The 16,075-nt window shown below is 61.8% G+C and carries 17 protein-coding genes and 1 pseudogene; 9 read left to right on the plus strand and 9 right to left on the minus strand.

The annotated features are described in order from the left end of the window. Window positions 1–122 precede the first annotated feature (122 nt). Both BRAO375_RS20485 and BRAO375_RS20490 read left to right on the plus strand, forming a co-directional pair. The gene (locus BRAO375_RS20485) at window positions 123–332 is read left to right on the plus strand and encodes a hypothetical protein (RefSeq protein WP_035641475.1); all 210 of its coding nucleotides are present in this window, start codon (window positions 123–125) and stop codon (window positions 330–332) included. A 224-nt stretch (window positions 333–556) separates the two neighbouring features. Continuing rightward, a complete protein-coding gene (locus tag BRAO375_RS20490; RefSeq protein ID WP_009029355.1) occupies window positions 557–1,873 on the plus strand; it encodes a hypothetical protein in 1,317 nt (438 codons plus the stop codon). Window positions 1,874–1,886: 13 nt separating this feature from the next. On the opposite strand, the gene BRAO375_RS20495 is transcribed toward BRAO375_RS20490, so the two are convergent. Next, a complete protein-coding gene (locus BRAO375_RS20495) occupies window positions 1,887–2,495 on the minus strand; it encodes a hypothetical protein (protein ID WP_009029356.1) in 609 nt (202 codons plus the stop codon). 283 nt (window positions 2,496–2,778) lie between these two features. Here BRAO375_RS20495 and BRAO375_RS36425 point away from each other — a divergent pair, with 283 nt between their 5' ends. The 3 genes from BRAO375_RS36425 to BRAO375_RS36435 are packed head-to-tail and all read left to right on the plus strand — an operon-like array spanning window position 2,779 to window position 5,163. Further along, entirely contained in the window at window positions 2,779–3,585 is an 807-nt protein-coding gene (locus tag BRAO375_RS36425; RefSeq protein ID WP_175345346.1) for a ComF family protein, read from the plus strand. Then, window positions 3,566–4,333: a class I SAM-dependent methyltransferase gene (locus BRAO375_RS36430; RefSeq protein WP_175345347.1), complete on the plus strand. Its 768-nt coding sequence runs from the start codon at window positions 3,566–3,568 to the stop codon at window positions 4,331–4,333. Before BRAO375_RS36425 ends, BRAO375_RS36430 begins: the two co-directional genes overlap by 20 nt. Beyond that, window positions 4,297–5,163, plus strand: a complete 867-nt coding sequence (locus BRAO375_RS36435; protein ID WP_083842507.1) for a carbohydrate kinase family protein — start codon at window positions 4,297–4,299, stop codon at window positions 5,161–5,163. The genes BRAO375_RS36430 and BRAO375_RS36435 overlap by 37 nt, the downstream gene beginning before the upstream one ends. Here the strand turns inward: BRAO375_RS36435 and BRAO375_RS20500 are convergent. The 6 genes and pseudogenes from BRAO375_RS20500 to BRAO375_RS20520 all read right to left on the minus strand — a co-directional run bounded on the left by BRAO375_RS20500 (window position 5,160) and on the right by BRAO375_RS20520 (window position 10,392). Next, window positions 5,160–5,615 carry a hypothetical protein gene (locus BRAO375_RS20500; protein WP_139031428.1) on the minus strand — a complete coding sequence of 152 codons (456 nt, stop codon included), beginning with the start codon at window positions 5,613–5,615 and terminating at the stop codon, window positions 5,160–5,162. The genes BRAO375_RS36435 and BRAO375_RS20500 overlap by 4 nt on opposite strands. A gap of 156 nt (window positions 5,616–5,771) precedes the next feature. Then, window positions 5,772–5,873 (minus strand): annotated as a pseudogene (locus tag BRAO375_RS38965) (hypothetical protein); the annotation flags it as partial. 62 nt (window positions 5,874–5,935) lie between these two features. After that, window positions 5,936–7,273, minus strand: coding sequence for a patatin-like phospholipase family protein (locus tag BRAO375_RS20505; RefSeq protein ID WP_009029360.1), 1,338 nt, complete (start codon window positions 7,271–7,273; stop codon window positions 5,936–5,938). Between the two features lie 212 nt (window positions 7,274–7,485). After that, window positions 7,486–8,082 (minus strand): glycerol-3-phosphate 1-O-acyltransferase PlsY, encoded by a 597-nt coding sequence (gene plsY / locus BRAO375_RS20510; protein WP_009029361.1) that lies wholly within the window; start codon window positions 8,080–8,082, stop codon window positions 7,486–7,488. A gap of 30 nt (window positions 8,083–8,112) precedes the next feature. Continuing rightward, window positions 8,113–9,414 carry a dihydroorotase gene (locus BRAO375_RS20515; RefSeq protein WP_009029362.1) on the minus strand — a complete coding sequence of 434 codons (1,302 nt, stop codon included), beginning with the start codon at window positions 9,412–9,414 and terminating at the stop codon, window positions 8,113–8,115. Between the two features lie 24 nt (window positions 9,415–9,438). Further along, complete coding sequence (locus BRAO375_RS20520) at window positions 9,439–10,392, minus strand: aspartate carbamoyltransferase catalytic subunit (protein WP_008964907.1); 954 nt, start codon at window positions 10,390–10,392, stop codon at window positions 9,439–9,441. A 151-nt stretch (window positions 10,393–10,543) separates the two neighbouring features. On the opposite strand from BRAO375_RS20520, the gene BRAO375_RS20525 reads away from it, so the two are divergent. From BRAO375_RS20525 to BRAO375_RS20535, 3 genes are read left to right on the plus strand one after another with little or no spacing between them, the layout of a single operon-like run. Continuing rightward, window positions 10,544–11,269 (plus strand): M15 family metallopeptidase, encoded by a 726-nt coding sequence (locus BRAO375_RS20525; protein WP_035641485.1) that lies wholly within the window; start codon window positions 10,544–10,546, stop codon window positions 11,267–11,269. Window positions 11,270–11,291: 22 nt separating this feature from the next. Next, the gene (locus BRAO375_RS20530) at window positions 11,292–12,935 is read left to right on the plus strand and encodes an acyl-CoA dehydrogenase family protein (protein ID WP_009029364.1); all 1,644 of its coding nucleotides are present in this window, start codon (window positions 11,292–11,294) and stop codon (window positions 12,933–12,935) included. Then, entirely contained in the window at window positions 12,932–13,756 is an 825-nt protein-coding gene (locus tag BRAO375_RS20535) for a CPBP family intramembrane glutamic endopeptidase (RefSeq protein ID WP_009029365.1), read from the plus strand. Before BRAO375_RS20530 ends, BRAO375_RS20535 begins: the two co-directional genes overlap by 4 nt. Window positions 13,757–13,768: 12 nt before the next feature. Here BRAO375_RS20535 and BRAO375_RS20540 read toward each other — a convergent pair whose 3' ends face one another. After that, the gene (locus BRAO375_RS20540) at window positions 13,769–14,692 is read right to left on the minus strand and encodes an AEC family transporter (protein ID WP_009029366.1); all 924 of its coding nucleotides are present in this window, start codon (window positions 14,690–14,692) and stop codon (window positions 13,769–13,771) included. Between the two features lie 4 nt (window positions 14,693–14,696). Continuing rightward, on the minus strand, window positions 14,697–15,182 hold the full coding sequence (gene ruvX, locus BRAO375_RS20545) for a Holliday junction resolvase RuvX (protein WP_009029367.1): 486 nt from the start codon (window positions 15,180–15,182) through the stop codon (window positions 14,697–14,699). Window positions 15,183–15,370: 188 nt separating this feature from the next. On the opposite strand from ruvX, the gene BRAO375_RS20550 reads away from it, so the two are divergent. Further along, window positions 15,371–16,075: ATP-binding cassette domain-containing protein (locus BRAO375_RS20550; RefSeq protein WP_035641482.1), on the plus strand; the 705-nt coding region annotated here is incomplete at its 3' end.

Here is a 16,075-nt window from a genome sequence, read left to right on the forward strand (position 1 = left end):
GGCGGCGCCGAAAGTCGATTGCGTCCCCCTGGCGAAGTACCTATCAGGTTGTGGGGAGCGCCATTGGAACCGTGCTCTTTTTCCGATGTTTTCCTCGGATACCCGTCATGGGATAGGTTGGATTGGCCAAGGAAGCGGACAAACGCGGCCCGGATATAGAAGAGTCGGTGCAGGATCCCGATGCCGCTGCGGCGCTGATCGCCGAGGTGACGGCGAGCCTGTCCCAGCTTGCGCAGCGGCATAATCTCGACATGCTCGATTACCTGCTGCGCATGGCCAATCTGGAAGCCGAGGAGCACCTGCGGCTGCGGAGCAAACGCAGGCTCAGCTGAGGGGCATATCGGCGGCCATTTTACCGACGTTTACTCAGGGGTCGACACTGGGGCTCAGAAAGCGGCCAATTGTCGACGCTATGGCTCTCGAAAGCCCTGGCATTCGCGGCCTCGGCGATTTGATGTATTGATCATTGGAAACCGACATCGAGTGCGTCTATTCTGGAAGCAGGATAGGAGGCTCTGTTGCAAGATGCCTGACCTATGAGCCGAGGTACTGAAATTTGAACGCTGCACAAGAAATCGACGCTCTATTGTTCGAGAGTGTCTCTGCCTTACCGTGTCAAGGTAAAGCCTCTGCAAACTTGATCGGACGTTTGGGCAGGCAGCTAGTGCCTTGGAGTGGCGAGGTCTCTCTCGACAGAGAGGGGATCCGAGCGCTGATCCTCGATCGCTCCAAGGAGCAGGGTGATGAGTCCATCCTGCTGAAAGCGGCAAACTGCTTCGGGCTTGAGTCGCTAGAAGATTTGATGTTCGTGTCAAACGACCTTCCGAACACTGCCAACCTTTTTTGGCTGAGAGACCAGGGCGTCAGAACCTTTGTCTTCAGAGAACTAATGCAGAATGCGAGGTATGGGACTCAAATAAGTGCGAAGATATTCATGGACGGCTATTTACATCAGGCCATCCATGAACTGTCCCGTACTGGGGTGAACTTTGTTCAGCTTATTGAATTGCCGTCCCGGGAACTTCAAGCAAGAGTTTTCTCTAACGGCTTTTGGTGTTTACCTGAGGCTAGACGGCGGGCTGGCCGTATCACGACGTTTGTCAACATGTATGGGTGGGCTCGCGACGAACTCCTCCCACATAGCGAGAAAGAAGTAGAAGTTCTTTTCCTAAAGCTAAGAGAGTTTGTCGGCCAAGAACATCTGGGCGTCATGCATGGTAAGGGCGCCGGATACATGGGACTTTCAGATCGGCTGGCGCGTAAGCTATCTATCGCATCGGTCGGCGTCGGGATAGATCTAGAGAAAATTGGAGAGATTCCGAATTTTGAAGCTGATTTGGCGTTGGACTTCTGGAGTGAAGAACGAGCCTACAGACAAAAAATCATGGATCAACTTGGTCTCTTGAAAATCTTTAATATCGGTGGATATGGGACCTTAGAGGAAGTCGCCATCACGCTGTCAAGCTACAAATTGCTTGAGAGCTTTCCTGCGCCGGTTGTTTTGGTCGATGAGAGCGCAAGTAAAGTGTTTCGGTATGACCGTGGTACGCCACTGACAACGTCGCAACATCTGTGGTCGCGACTCAAGGAGCATATCGAGAATATTTCCTGCATCTCGCAGTTTACCTACCCCACAGGTAGATCGATCGACGTCTCGCGAACTCCGCTCGGGCCTAGATGGATGAAGAACGTTGTCCACCTGGTCTCATCATATGCGGAGGCTACCCACGTATTGTTGAACTTCCTTCGGCATCCCGAGACCTATTGGAAATCTATTGAGATCTCACCAGCAGAGCTCGAGGTGTGTAGCCAGAACTACAGAGCCCGGCTGCAGAACTATGGCTTTGTTCCGCCTAGCTTTCTTGGCATTTAGGCTGAGGTAAATCCTATCTTTGAGTAACAGCAATATCGAACGGATCGACGGTCGTGAAATATGGCGACTTTACAAGGCCGAAGTAGAACTCCAAGAGTGCGCCAACGTGAGACGCAATTATAAGGTACCAGTATTCGCCTTGGGTCTTAATTGCTGCGTAGATGAATATACCCGTTAGCGCTACCCACATGTAAAAAAAGCCAAGCTCAAATAATACCTTCACCACGACTGTGTGAACGGGGAGGGGTGACGCCCAGTTTAAGTAATAGCGGTCGATTGCAGAGAAACACTGCTCTGGGTGTCCAAGCGAGGTGTTTCTAATTATTAGCTTGTCCAGAGATGTAAATCTCATCACGTTCAAGTATGCCTTGCTAGTTCGGATAAAAAGGTGAGCGAGAGTAAGAAGTAAAATAGAGGTCAGAATCTCTGTGTTAATATTGGGGAACTTTTCGTTTATTACAATGGCGCCAACTCCTCCCGCAAACACAGTGATAGACCAATTGATGGTGTTGTGGAGGTAATTCATGCTGACTTCAATGTGAGAAGGAATTGCTTCAGCAAAGAACAGGACCGCTTCTTTGTCGCAAACAATATTTCGAGTGGGTGGCGTAGCACTAGACATTTGCGGCCCGTTGATTGTCTGTGTAGAAGTTGAACGCTAAGGTTGTGAGGATAGAATCTTTAGCTCCCAGGGGGGCGGTCGGATGAGGGGCACGGGAGCGCGGGGAAGGCTTTTAGCATTCTTTCCGAAGGACGTGAAATGGCCGTCGGGCTGGCCAATTGCGGAAATCACATTCAGCCCAGCAATAGACTGCTTCACCGCCGGCTCGAATGGGACCACAAGTCTGCCGCCTCAGCGCGGGCCGGCAGGGGACGAAAACATTGCTCAATTGTCCTTATACTGCATGGATGACAGCAATTTTATCTCGCTTAACAGTACAGGAATTGTGCGATTCTGCCAGGACCTAGGCGGGGCGATTGTTACATCAGAGCGGGGTCTGCAGTCATTCAATCGCTTTATGCGCACTGCCGAAGGATTTGATCGGATCATTTGCGCGCTAGCGGGAGAGATCAACGTCATTCCTTTTCCCTCCTGTGCAGTTACCCTTCGGTTTCGGCGTGGGCTCGTCTCACGGGGGCAAATCGATGGTCTTTTTGTTTGCTGGCTATATTCTCGCAGAGGGCCGATCGCCATTGCGTTGAAGTGGGCAAAGATGCCTGGTGGTCGGGACAATGAGGTAGCTCAGTCTGCCCTCGCTTCATTCGCGTGGTCAGTGCTGCCGGGTGGTCTGGTTGATCGCCTTCTAGCGACTGATCTGGATATCATCGTAACTTCGGTCCCCAGCCGAACGAGCGTTGCTGATAGGCTGGCTGTTGAGCTAGCGCGCAAGTTGGTATCGGCGAATGTTCCTGTTTCAGTGAATTTGCAGCTGCTGCGTCGAATTCAGTCAATAGAAACTAAGGAGATGCCGTGGAGCGAGCGACGAGAACAGACAAAGAAGATGTTTGCAGCGGGCTCCGACTCCATATCTTCCAAGTGCGTTCTGCTGGTTGATGATGTCGTTACCAGCGGCGCGACAATGGAGGCCTGTGGAAGTTTGCTTAAGTCAATCGGCGCCGCTGAAGTGATATGTGTTTCTATGACGGCCGCGCCAGAAGATGATCCGAACCTACAGGCGGTAAGAGCACATGATGTCAGCGCCCGATTATGATGCCAGCGTGGACAATTGGCTAGAGAAGGAGCCAGAGCAGGGATGGGTTCATCAGTTGATAGCCCTGGGAGTATCTCCTGGCAGTCGCCTGCTTGACTGTGGTTGCGGTGGAGGCAAGTACGCAAGAAATTTGCGAAGAGCGGGTCTCGATGTGATCGGTATGGATCGATCAGCGGAGGCTCTTCGTCTGTCTGACAAAAACAACAATGGTGAAATGCCGATCGTCAATGCTAGGATTTCCAGCTTGCCGTTCAAGAGCGGGGCATTTGAATACGTGCTGATGCGTTATGTGCTCCATCACATTTCTAAGTCAGACTATGTCACGTCGTTTCAGGGCTTGTATGACATTATTCGCCCGAGCGGTGCGCTCCTGATTGAAACGTCTTTTCATGAAGATGTACTAACCCATTTTGATCACCAGCTCTATCCTCCTTTAGGTAGAATAGCGTTGGAAATGTATTCTGAATGGAAATTTACTTCGTCAGCTCTTTCGGTTGCTGGCTTTGTTGTCGAGCGATGCTTGCCAATGTTTAGAAAGGCCGGACAGTTCACAAGCGTGTATTCGGCTCTGGAGAACTCTCGAAGGCTAGTTGAACAGGGCCGTGGGCCCACAACTTGGTTGAAGCTGTCGGAAGCGCAGAGATCGGAGTTTCACAATGTTCGGATGCTAGAACTCGCGCGCCGGTTTCCTGATGATCGGGTCCCGCGAGAATGGAGAGGATCTCTGGTTTTGGCGAGGAAAAATTGAGCAAGGTAGCTGTATTTGGCCGGGCAATCTGGGACCAGTGGGAGGAGGGGCCAGCTTCGTTTGGTGGTCCCGGTGCTAATATAAGTGTTCACCTGAAGAGATTGGGTCTCGATGTCTCTCTAGTTACGGCCTTTGGGTGCGACGAGTTTAGCGCAAAGTACGAGGCTTACCTTGAGAACTTAGGCGTGGATATTTCGCTCGCAAAGCACGTGAACGGAGAGTTGCCCCGTTGTCAGATGTCTTTGCGCTCATCAGCGTTTAGCTGGGCGAACGGAAATGATGGCTTCCGCGCGCTTGCCGAGGTTGATGTCCCGGCTGCTCTCCGGCTAGCGTCGTCTACAGTGTTTGTTGATTTTCCAATTTCCGGAGCTTCGATTTCCAAACTGAGCGGGCCTATCTTCGGCGTTCCGGGTTCGACTTTGGCTAGCGGGTTGACAGCCGTTGACGTCTTCTTGGCTGTTCCATTTTCGGCCGTAATTCTCAATCGCAAAGAAGCGAACTGGCTGGAAGCAACTGTTCCAGTTATTCAGCTCAGTGCTCGGTCCAGTTGCATATGGATAATTACCGATGGGGCGGGTCCTATAAGCGTGTTTCGCAACGGGGCGATGCGCCAGTATGCACCTCCAAACGTCGCTGTAATCAACCCAGTGGGTGGAGGGGACGCATTTTCGGCGGGTGTTATTGCCGCTATCCACCGCGGGCTCAATATTGACTCCGCGATTGGAGTGGGAATCGAATGTGCGCGGATAATCGTGTCTCAGGTGGAAACGCAGAGCGAATCTATGAGTTGGGAGACCTTGTTCGGCGTTCCGGGTCCATCTAGCTATTAACCGCCTAGCTGCTCGATAACGCGGGAGATATGGATGTGATCGTCGATGACGAGCCGATTTTCAGCAAGAGCGTTCCGGATTGCCTGTTGCTCTTCGTGAGTGGCAGTTTGCGTAAGAACTTGGGCCGGAAACTGCGTCGCGGCATGCAAGTGCAGGAGCTTGTTCTTGAGCAGCATGGAAAGTGCCGTCGTAAAAATCGACAGAGCTCGCAGATCCGTGACCATGACGATCGCGGTTGGAGCTGACTGAAGAAACGCGGTCTTTGAGCTCCTGTCGCTCTTCATCGAGTCTGCAGTCAGGATCGGATCATTTGGAGCAAAATACTCCACGTTCAAGTATCGGCTATTCCCAGCTGGAAATAGGCAAAGAAGGGACTTGCCTTTCAGCGATTCTGCCAACTTCGGAAGAATCTCTTCTTTCGGGTCGTGTATTGTTACATCGTATTTCTTCATCAGATGCTTCTCTGGCATTCAACACGTCCGCTTCGCAGATATGGCAGCCGGGCCGAAAGTATTTTACATTAGTACCACAGCCCGCATGTGCAAAAAAACAAATTGCGTGCAAGGATATTGGCTACAGTATTTTCGTTTAAGAAGGTCTAGGGCTGCGGACTCACACGTGCGCGGCCCGACATTATCGGAGCGGATCAGGCGCAGCCGGTCGCGCCGCTCGGTTGCGCTCAGCTCGATGGTCGGATTGATGGCGTCCACGCAAAGCCCCCTCGCAGAGGGGCCAGCATGGAACAACCCGAGGGCGCAGGGAAGAGGGCGCGCTACGTCAGCGCAACTTCGCGCGCATCCGCCGGCGAGGTAACCGGCTGCTCGTCCTGGACGGTCGGCACGGTGCCGGCCGGCGCGTGTCGCAGCCAGCGGTCGGCCGCGTCACGCCCGCGCTGGTGCAGGGTGGCGATGAAGTCGCTGCCGAGGTCGGTGGCGTCGCGCTGTGCCAGGGCCTCGATCTCGTCCTCTGCAGTCAGCCGATGCACCCGCGGCGGATGCAGGCCGTCGCTGCGGGCCCATTCGAGCGCCGCGAGCTCGGCATTGAGCACGGCATTGGCCGAAACCTGGTCCAGGCGGCGATCGATCGCCGCCGAGGTGAGGGGCACATAGCCGTCGCAGGCCGGCGTGACCTGCACCACCAGCAGATCGGCGGCGCTGGAGTCGTGCGCGATCTGGATCAGCGGCGGATTGGCGACGTAGCCGCCATCCCAATAGGCCTCGCCATCGATGTCGACCGCCGCGTTCAGCTGAGCCGGGCAGGTGGAGGCGAGCAGCACGTCCGGCGTGATCTCGGTGTTACGGAACAGCTGCGGACGGCCGTCACGGGTGCGGGTCGCAGCCAGCAGCAGACGAGGTGCGCTCGGGCTGTGCAGGGCCTCGAAATCGATCGTCTCGGCGAGCATCTCGCGCAAGGGGTCGAGATCGAGCGGGTCGGCGCGTCCGCCGCGCAGGCCGGATCCGAACGACACCGCGCTGCTCGCGGGCGAAAAGGCGCCGATGACCATCAGCGAGCGGAAGGACGCCTCTTCCATCAGCCGGGTCCAGAACAGCGCCAGCCGGTTGCGTGCCTCGTCGCGGCCGCCATGAGCGAGGCCGCTGGCGAGCAGCGCGGCGTTGATTGCGCCGGCGCTGGCGCCGCTGATCGTGTCGAAATCGCAGGCCGGCTCCTCGAGCAAGCGGTCCAGCACGCCCCAGGTGAAGGCGGAGAAGGTTCCGCCGCCCTGCAGCGCCAGCGACAGCTTGCGCGGCGGCCAGATCCGCGGTGGCGGCGGCAGGGTGGCGCTGGCGATGGTTTCGGCGAGCGAACGCTCCGCCGTGTCGGCGGGCTTCGGCTCGGCGACCTCAGTCGCGGTGATGCTCGTTTCGACGACTGCGATGAATTCGTGGGGCGCAACGGCTTCGCGGGGCGCAACGGCTTCGTCCGGCAAAGTGTCCGAGGAAGAGGGCGTCAGCGCGCTTTCGGCGACCGGCTCGTCGGCCTCGACCGGCTCGCTCGCCTGGGTGGGGGTCGGTTCGGCGGCGTCGGTGACGGAGCCGAACGGATCTTCCGTCGACCAGATTTGAGCCGCGGACAGAAGCACGCTGGCGCTCGAACGGACCGGTATGGACATTTGCTGCGCCGTCTCCTCATCAGGGCGTTCACCGCCGTGGCGACGAAGCACTCGAATTGGTCTTGCGTAATCAGATGCCGGAATCATGACAGGCAATCATGATTCACACCAGAGTCCGGCGTTAACTTATTAGTTAAACCTGTGGCGGTGTTGCGGCGCTGCCGCTCTCAGCCCAGTGGCCGACACGTATTCTCCGTATTTGTCCGGAGTGATTACTTCTTCGCGCCGATCTTGCTCTCAGTGCCGGCCTGCAATCGCCTGATGTTTTCGCGATGCATGTAAATGAGCAACAGCGTGAGCAGGGCGAACAAGGCGGCCAGTGCGGTGTGGCCGAAAGCCCACAACACGATCGGAGTCAGCACGCTCGCGACGAGCGCGGCAAGTGATGAGTAGCGGAACGCGAACGCGGTCGCGAGCCAGACGAGGCAGAAGAAGATCGCGTAGGGCCAGAGCAGGCCGATCAGAATACCAATATAGACCGCCACGCCCTTGCCGCCGCGGAATTTCAGCCACACCGGGAACAAGTGCCCGAGGAACGCGCCGAGGCCGGCAAGCATCGCCGCGTTCGGGCCGCCGAGATAACCGGCGATGATCACGGCCGCCGTGCCCTTCAGCGCGTCGCCCAGCAAGGTGGCGGCGGCAAGGCCCTTGCGGCCGGTGCGCAGCACGTTGGTGGCACCGATGTTGCCGGAGCCGATGCTGCGCAGATCCTGCGTGCCGGCGAGCTTGGTCAGGATCAGGCCGAATGGAATGGAACCCAGGAGATAGCCGATCAACAGCGCGACCGGCAGCATGGCTTCGGATCCCATCACGCAACTCCTTCCACGCTCTGGCGCGGCTCAGACATGTTCGAACACGGTGCGGCCGCCGACGATGGTGCGGACCACGCGGCCGGTGAAGCGGGCCTCATCGAACGGGGTGTTCTTGCACAGTGATTTCAGATCGGCCGGATCGAGGATCCAGGGCACGTCCGGATCAATCACAATGATATCAGCCGGCGCGCCCGCGCGCAGCGTGCCGCCGGGCAGGCCGAGCAGTTCCGCAGGCCGTGTGGACATCGCCCGGATCAAGGTGGTCCAGCTCAGTTCGCCGCTGTGCACCAGCCGCAGCGAGGCTGCGAGCATCGTCTCCAGACCGACGGCGCCGCTGGCGGCTTCCGCGAACGGCAGCCGCTTGACCTCGACGTCCTGCGGATTGTGGTCGGACATGATCACGTCGATCAGCCCCGAGGCCAGCGCCTCGACCAGTGCGCGGCGGTCGACCTCGGTGCGCAGCGGCGGCGTCAGCTTGAGGAAAGTGCGGTAGGGACCGATGTCGTTCTCGTTGAGCGTGACATGGTTGATCGAGACCGAGGCGCTCACCGACAGGCCGGCGTCGCGCGCGCGCTTGAGAACGTCGAGCGAGTCGACCGAGCTCAGCGCCGCCGCGTGGTAGCGGCCCTTGGTGAGGGCGACGAGGCGCATGTCGCGCTCGAGCACCACGGCTTCGGCTGCCGGCGGAATGCCGGAGAGACCGAGGCGCGAAGCGAACTCGCCTTCGTTCATCACGCCTTCGCCGACGAGATTGGGATCCTCGGTGTGATGCACGATGAGCGCGTCGAAATCGCGCGCGTAGGTCAGCGCGCGGCGCATCACCTGCGCGTTCATCACGCTGGTGTGACCATTGGAGAAGGCAACCGCGCCGGCGGCGCGGAGTAGCCCGATCTCGGTCATCTCCTCGCCGCGCAGGCCCTTGGTCAGCGCCGCCATCGGCTGGATGTTGACGATCGCGGTGTCGCGCGAGCGGCGCAGCACGAAGTCGACGGTGGCGGAGTTGTCGATGACCGGCTCGGTGCCGGGCTGGCAGATGATGGTGGTGATGCCGCCAGTCGCGGCGGCCTGGCTCGCGGTCGCAAACGTCTCGCGATGGCCGAGCCCCGGCTCGCCGACGAAGGCGCAGATGTCGATCAGGCCCGGCGCGACGATCTTGCCGGCGCAGTTGACGACGTCGGTTCCTTCCGGCACGCCGGCGGCGCCGATGCCGCGCTTGAGGTCGCGGATCACGCCGTCGGCGATCAGCACGTCACCGGGACCGTCGATGTCGCGGGAGGGATCGATGACGCGCGCGTTGGCGAGCAGGATCGGGCGGCGATCGGTCAGCATGTCGTTTCGTCCCGAGGTCTCAATTCAAGCATTGGGCAGGTTGCGGGCCAGCGCCTCGAGCACGGCCATGCGCACGGCGACACCCATTTCGACCTGTTCCCGGATCAGCGACTGCGCGCCGTCGGCGACGATGGAGTCGATCTCGACGCCGCGGTTCATCGGCCCCGGATGCATGACGAGCGCATCGGGCTTGGCGTAGGCGAGCTTCTTCTGGTCGAGGCCGAAATACTGGAAGTACTCCGACGAGGACGGCACGAAGGAGCCGTTCATGCGCTCGCGCTGCAGGCGGAGCATCATCACGATGTCGGCGCCGTTGAGGCCCTCGCGCATGTCCCGCGCGACCTCGACGCCCATTCGCTCGATGCCCGGCGGCAGCAGCGTGGAGGGCGCGACGACGCGGACGCGGGCGCCCATCGTGTTGAGCAGGAGGATGTTGGAACGGGCCACGCGCGAATGCAGCACGTCGCCGCAGATCGCGATGACCAGCCCCTCGATGCGGCCCTTGTTGCGGCGAATGGTCAGCGCGTCGAGCAGCGCCTGGGTCGGATGCTCGTGTGCGCCATCGCCGGCATTGATCACGGAGCCGTCGACCTTGCGGGCGAGCAGCTCGACCGCGCCGGAGGCGTGGTGGCGGACCACCAGAATGTCCGGGTGCATCGCATTGAGCGTGACCGCGGTATCGATCAGGGTCTCGCCCTTCTTGATGGACGAGGACGACACCGACATGTTCATGACGTCGGCGCCGAGCCGCTTGCCGGCAAGCTCGAACGAGGATTGCGTCCGCGTCGAGGCCTCGAAGAACAGGTTGACCTGGGTCCGGCCGCGCAGCACGGTGCGCTTCTTGTCGACCTGACGGTTCAGCTCGACATACTCCTCGGACAGATCGAGGAGACCGGTGATGTCGTGGGCGGAAAGGCCCTCGATTCCCAGCAAATGCCGGTGCCCGAGGACGAACGTCGATTTCGGAGAGGTTGCCATTAAAGCCAGAGCTATAGGGGTGGTTTCGGTGGGGGGCAAGGCCGAAAGCCGGGGTTCCGAGTTATCCCCCGTTCGGTACTTCAAGCCTCTCCGGGGACTCAAAACCAGGGTGTGGCCGGCCCGCGCCGGAGGAGGTCCGCTCCGATATGCCCTGATCCTGTTGGCGGCGATCGTGCCGGCCTGTGCGGCCGCATTGCCGTTCGACTTCGTCTATCTCCGCGACGTCGACCCGACGATCCTCCAAGACATTCGTTATGCCGGCAGCAACAATTTCGTCGGCCGACCCTTGCCAGGCTACGAGGCGGCGGAATGCGTCGTGAAGCGTGACATCGCGCGGCGACTGCAGGCCATTCAAGTCGAGCTGCGGGCGCGAGGCCTGTCGCTGAAGATGCTCGACTGCTACCGGCCGGTGCGTGCGGTGGCGGAGATGCTGGCTTGGTCGCAGGACGGCCTCGAGACGACGGCCGATCGCCGCTATGCTCCGCGCGTCGCGAAGCAGGACTTGTTTCGTCTCGGTTATATCGCGCTGCGTTCGAGCCATTCGACCGGTGCGGCGCTTGACCTGACGCTGGTCGAACTCTCGGCCGAAAATTCCGCGGTGTTCGATCCCGCCAAAGACTATGCGGACTGCACGGCGCCGGCGGCGCTGCGCGCGCCGGAGGGCAGCGTCGACATGGGAACCGGCTACGATTGTTCGGATGTGAAGGCGCATACCGCAGCTCAAGACCTGACGCCCGAGCAGCGCCGCTGGCGCGCCGAGTTGGTGGCCGCCATGGCGCGGCAAGGGTTTGTGAACTATGCCAAGGAGTGGTGGCACTTTTCGCTGCCGGGCGCCGGCGCGACCACCTATGTTTTTCCCATTCGGCCGCGCCGATGATCTGCTTGCACAGGGTACGGCCATGACCCAGCCTTCGTTCGAGACCCACGAGGTCTTCAACCAGTCGCCGCCGTTCGAGGACGTGAACCTGCTCAAGGCCGACCGGCCGTTGATGGACGCCGTCAGGGCGAATGGCGGCGCTGACGCCGAGCAGGAGCTTATCGCCTTCGGCGCGTTGTGGGGCTCGGCCGACATGGCGGAGCAGGGCCGGCTCGCCAACGAGAATACGCCGAAGCTGCGCAGCTTCGACGCCAAGGGTTTTCGCCGCGACGTCGTCGAGTTTCATCCGGCCTATCATCAGATGATGGCGCGCTCGATCGAGGCCGGCCTGCACAATTCGACGTGGACGGCGCAGGGCAAACCCGCTGGTGGCAGCTCCGAGGTGGTGCGCGCGGCCAAGTTCTACATCGCCTCGCAGGTCGAGAGCGGCCACCTCTGTCCGATCACGATGACGCGCGCCTCGGTGGCGGCGCTGGCTTCGCAGCCCGAGCTGCTCGCGCGGACCATGCCCGTCATTGGGACCCGCAACTACGACCCGGCGTTTGCGCCGTGGTGGGGCAAGCGCGGCATGACGCTCGGCATGGGCATGACCGAGAAGCAGGGCGGCACCGACGTCCGCGCCAACATGACGACAGCCGAACGAACCAGCGACGGCTATCGCATCACCGGCCACAAATGGTTCATGTCGGCGCCCATGTGCGATGCCTTCCTGGTGCTGGCGCAGGCCGAGGGCGGCCTGACCTGTTTCTTCTTGCCGCGCTTTGCGCCCGACGGCTCGGTGAACGCGCTGCGCTTCCAGAGGCTGAAGGACAAGCTCGGCAATCGCTCCAATGCCTCGTCGGAGGTGGAGTTCGCCGGCGCTTACGCCGAGCGCGTCGGCGACGAGGGCAGGGGCATCAGCACCATCATCCAGATGGTGCAGCTCACGCGGCAGGATTGCGCGATCTCGTCCGCCGGCCTGATGCGTTCGGGGCTGGCGCATGCGCTGCATCACGCGCGTCATCGCAGCGTGTTCCAGAAGCATCTCGCCGACCAGCCGCTGATGCAGTCGGTGCTGGCCGACATGGCGCTGCATGTCGAGGCCACGGTCGCGCTCGTGATGCGGCTGTGCCGCGCCTTCGATCGGGCGCTGGGCGACCCGAGCGAAGCGGCCTACATGCGGCTGCTGACGCCTGCGATCAAATATTGGGTATGCAAAGGCGCGCCGCCGTTCCTCTACGAGGCGATGGAGTGCCTCGGCGGCAATGGCTATGTCGAGGACGGCATCCTCGCGCGCCATTTCCGGGAGTCGCCGGTCAATGCGATCTGGGAAGGCTCGGGCAACGTGATGTGCCTCGACGTGCTGCGCGCGCTGTCGCGCGAGGCGGAGGCGGCGACTGCCGTCCTGAAGATTCTGGCCGAGGAGACGCGCGGTCTGCCCGGCGCAGCGGACGCAGTCGCCAGTGTCAGCCAGGCCTTCCGGCGTGGCGACAGCGAGCGTGTCGCACGCCTGGCCGTCGAGAAGTTGGCCCTGCTGGCCGCTGTGGCCGCACTCAATGCGGTGACGCCCGCTCATGCTGAGCTGTTCGCAGCCACCCGTCTCGCCAACGTTCATCCGAGCATGTATGGCGCCGTCGATCTCGATCCCGCCGCCATCCGTGCCTTGCTGGAGCGCGCCCTGCCTTGACCGACACGCCCGACACCGCCGTCATGGATTCCCTCGATCCGCTCCAGCCGCCGCAGCAGGTCGCGCCGGCGCAGCATCAGCCGCGCACGCTCGGCTTCTGGCGGACGACGTTGTGGGGCCTCCTCATCATCGTCCTCTTCTTCATCGGTCAGCTGACGCCGATCGTTTATCTGCTGCTGCGCCATGACGGCGCGTTCACTGGTCCGGTCGAGCTTCAGACGGCCGCGGTCCAGATCGCGAGCCGGTCGCTCACGGTCTCGCTGTCCGCGATCATGGGCGTGCCGGCGATCCTGCTGCCGATCTATTTCGCCGTCCGCCACACCCGCATGTCATTCGTCGACTATCTGGGCCTGCGCTGGACCAGCTGGAAGAATTTCGGCTTCGGCGTGGTCGGCATGGTCGTGATCCTCGGATGCTGGGAGCTGGCGGCTCACCTCACGGGACGCGGCGACACGTCGTCGAACTTCATGGTGGACATCCTGAAGACCGCCAGAGGCGACGGCGTGGTCTGGCTGATGATCATCGCCTTCTGCGTCGCGGCGCCGGTGTCGGAGGAGCTGATGGCGCGCGGCTTTCTCTATCGCGGGTGGTCGGATTCCTTCCTGCGGGTGCCCGGGGCGATCCTGCTGTCGTCGGCGATCTGGACCGTGCTGCATCTGCAGTACGACTGGTTCGCCCTGCTGAACGTGTTTTCCCTCGGCGTGTGGTTCGGCTATCTGCGCTACCGGACCCACTCGCTCTATCTGACCATGGTGCTGCACGGCCTCAACAACCTCGCTGCCACGATACAGACGATGTGGCTGGCGAGCGGACAATCCTGACGCGATGAGCGTTCAGCCGGCCCAGGCGATCGCGAGGGGCATGGTCAGCGCCGCCAACACCGTCTGCAGCGAGATGATCTGCGCCAGCAGGGGCGCGTCGCCGCCCATCTGCTTGGCCAGCACATAGGCGCTCGGCGAGGTCGGCACCGCGGCGCAGATCGCGACAACCACGAGGCTCGTGCCGGTGACGCCGAACCATCCGGCGAGCCCGATCGCGAGGATCGGCATCAGCACGAGCTTGAGCACGACGCCGAGCGCGGCGGCCGGTCCGGCGCGTCGCAGGCCTTCGAAGTGCAGGCCGGCGCCGGTGACCAGGAGGCCGATCGGCAGCGACGCCTGACCGAGTGCGTCGGCGGCGTCGTTCCAGAGCTTCGGCAGCGGCGCGTGCACCAAGTTGAGCGCGAGACCGACGACGCAGGCCCAGATCAGCGGATTGCGCACGATCGTGGCGAGGATCTCACGGATCGAGCGGCGGACCGGCGAGGCGTAGTGGGCGAGCACGGCCACGCTGAAGATGTTGACCATCGGAATGATGGCGATCATCGCGACCGAGGCCACCGCAAGGCCGGTCGGTCCGAACAGGCTCCGGGCGACGCCGAGCGCGACATAGGTCTGCCAGCGCGTTGCGCCCTGAAAGATCGAGGTGAAGGCCGGGCCGTCGACGCCGGCCCGCGCGAGCAGCGGCCGCAGCGCAAGGCACAGCGCGGACATCGTCAGCATCGCCAGGAACAGCGCGCCGCCGACGCCGGCGACCGGCACCGCGCTCAGATCCGCCTTGACCAGGCTCTGCAGCAGCAAGGCAGGGAACAGCACGTAATAAGTGAGGCGCTCGAGCCCGTGCCAATGCGCGTCGAGCCGGATCAGGCTGCGGCGCAGGCCGAAGCCGATCACGATCAGCAGGAACACCGGCGCCAGCGCCGCGACGACTGCGCTCATGGGCTTACTGGCCGGACCGCCGCAGCGTCGTCAGCCGGTCGAGCGCGCCCTGCAGGATGAAGATAGCCGCATGGGTGTCGATGACCTCGGCGCGCTTGGCGCGGCTGACATCCATGCCGATCAGCTCGCGTTCGACCGCCGCCGTCGACAGCCGCTCGTCCCACAGGCCGATCGGCAGATCGGTAAGGCCGGCGAGATTGCGCGCAAAGGCGCGGGTCGACTGCGCCCGCGGCCCCTCGCTGCCGTCCATGTTGATCGGCAAGCCCAGCACGAAGCCGACCACCTTGCGCTCGGAACAGATCGAGAGCAGCCGTGCTGCATCGGCCTTGAACGCCTTGCGCTGGATGGTCTCGACGCCGGTCGCGAGCTTCCGGTCGGGATCGGAGACGGCGACGCCGATGGTCTTGGTGCCGAGATCGAGGCCGACGAGCGCGCCGCGCTCGGGCCAGCGACCGGCGGCTTCGATGAGAGGGAGGATGGGAGCGGGCATGGCGCGCCGCTTAGCACGCGTGTCGCCGGCGGGCCAGCAGGCGCGACGCATGCTTGCGTTGTTGGCTCGAGTTGTCGTGGCCGACCGATCGGCCTATATGGAGCATCGTACCGTGAACAGGAGTGGTGCCGTGGATCGCAGGACCAACATTGCCCGCCGCTTTGTGTCCTCTGCCATCACGGTTTCCCATGCCCTCCTTTCTGACCCTCGACGCGGTCGCCGCCGCGACACCTGACCATCATCTGCTGTTCGACAAGCTCTCGCTCTCCATCGGCACTGAACGCGTCGGTCTGGTCGGCCGCAACGGCTCGGGCAAATCGACCTTGCTCCGGATTATCGCGGGGCTGTGCGAGCCGACCGCGGGCACGGTCACGCGAACCGGCACGCTCGGAGCACTGGCGCAGCACTGGGATCCCGGCTTGCGTGTCGACCAGGCGCTCGGCGTGTCCGGCGCACTTGCGACACTCGACCGGATCACCGCCGGAAATGGAGACGACGAGGATCTCGCCCGCGCGGATTGGAGCCTGCCAGAACGGGTCGACGAGGCGCTGATCGAGGCAGGTCTTTCCGGCGTGGGGCTCGATCGCGCGATGCACTCGCTCAGCGGCGGCGAGCGGACGCGCGTCGGCATCGCACGGCTGCTGATCGAGGCGCCGGATCTGCTGCTTCTCGACGAGCCCACCAACAATCTCGATGCTGAGGGGCGTGCCGCGATCGGCCGGCTGGTGCAGAATTGGCGCGGCGGCGTGCTGGTCGCCAGCCATGATCGCGCGCTGCTCGAACGGATGGACCGGATCGTCGAACTGACGCCGGTCGGCGTGCATATCGTCGGCGGCGGCTGGTCGATGTTCGTCCAGGCCCGCGACGAGGCGCGGGCGCGGGCAGCCGCCGCG

The organism is Bradyrhizobium sp. ORS 375, assembly GCF_000239775.1.
In the GTDB taxonomy this organism is placed as follows: Bacteria; Pseudomonadota; Alphaproteobacteria; order Rhizobiales; family Xanthobacteraceae; genus Bradyrhizobium.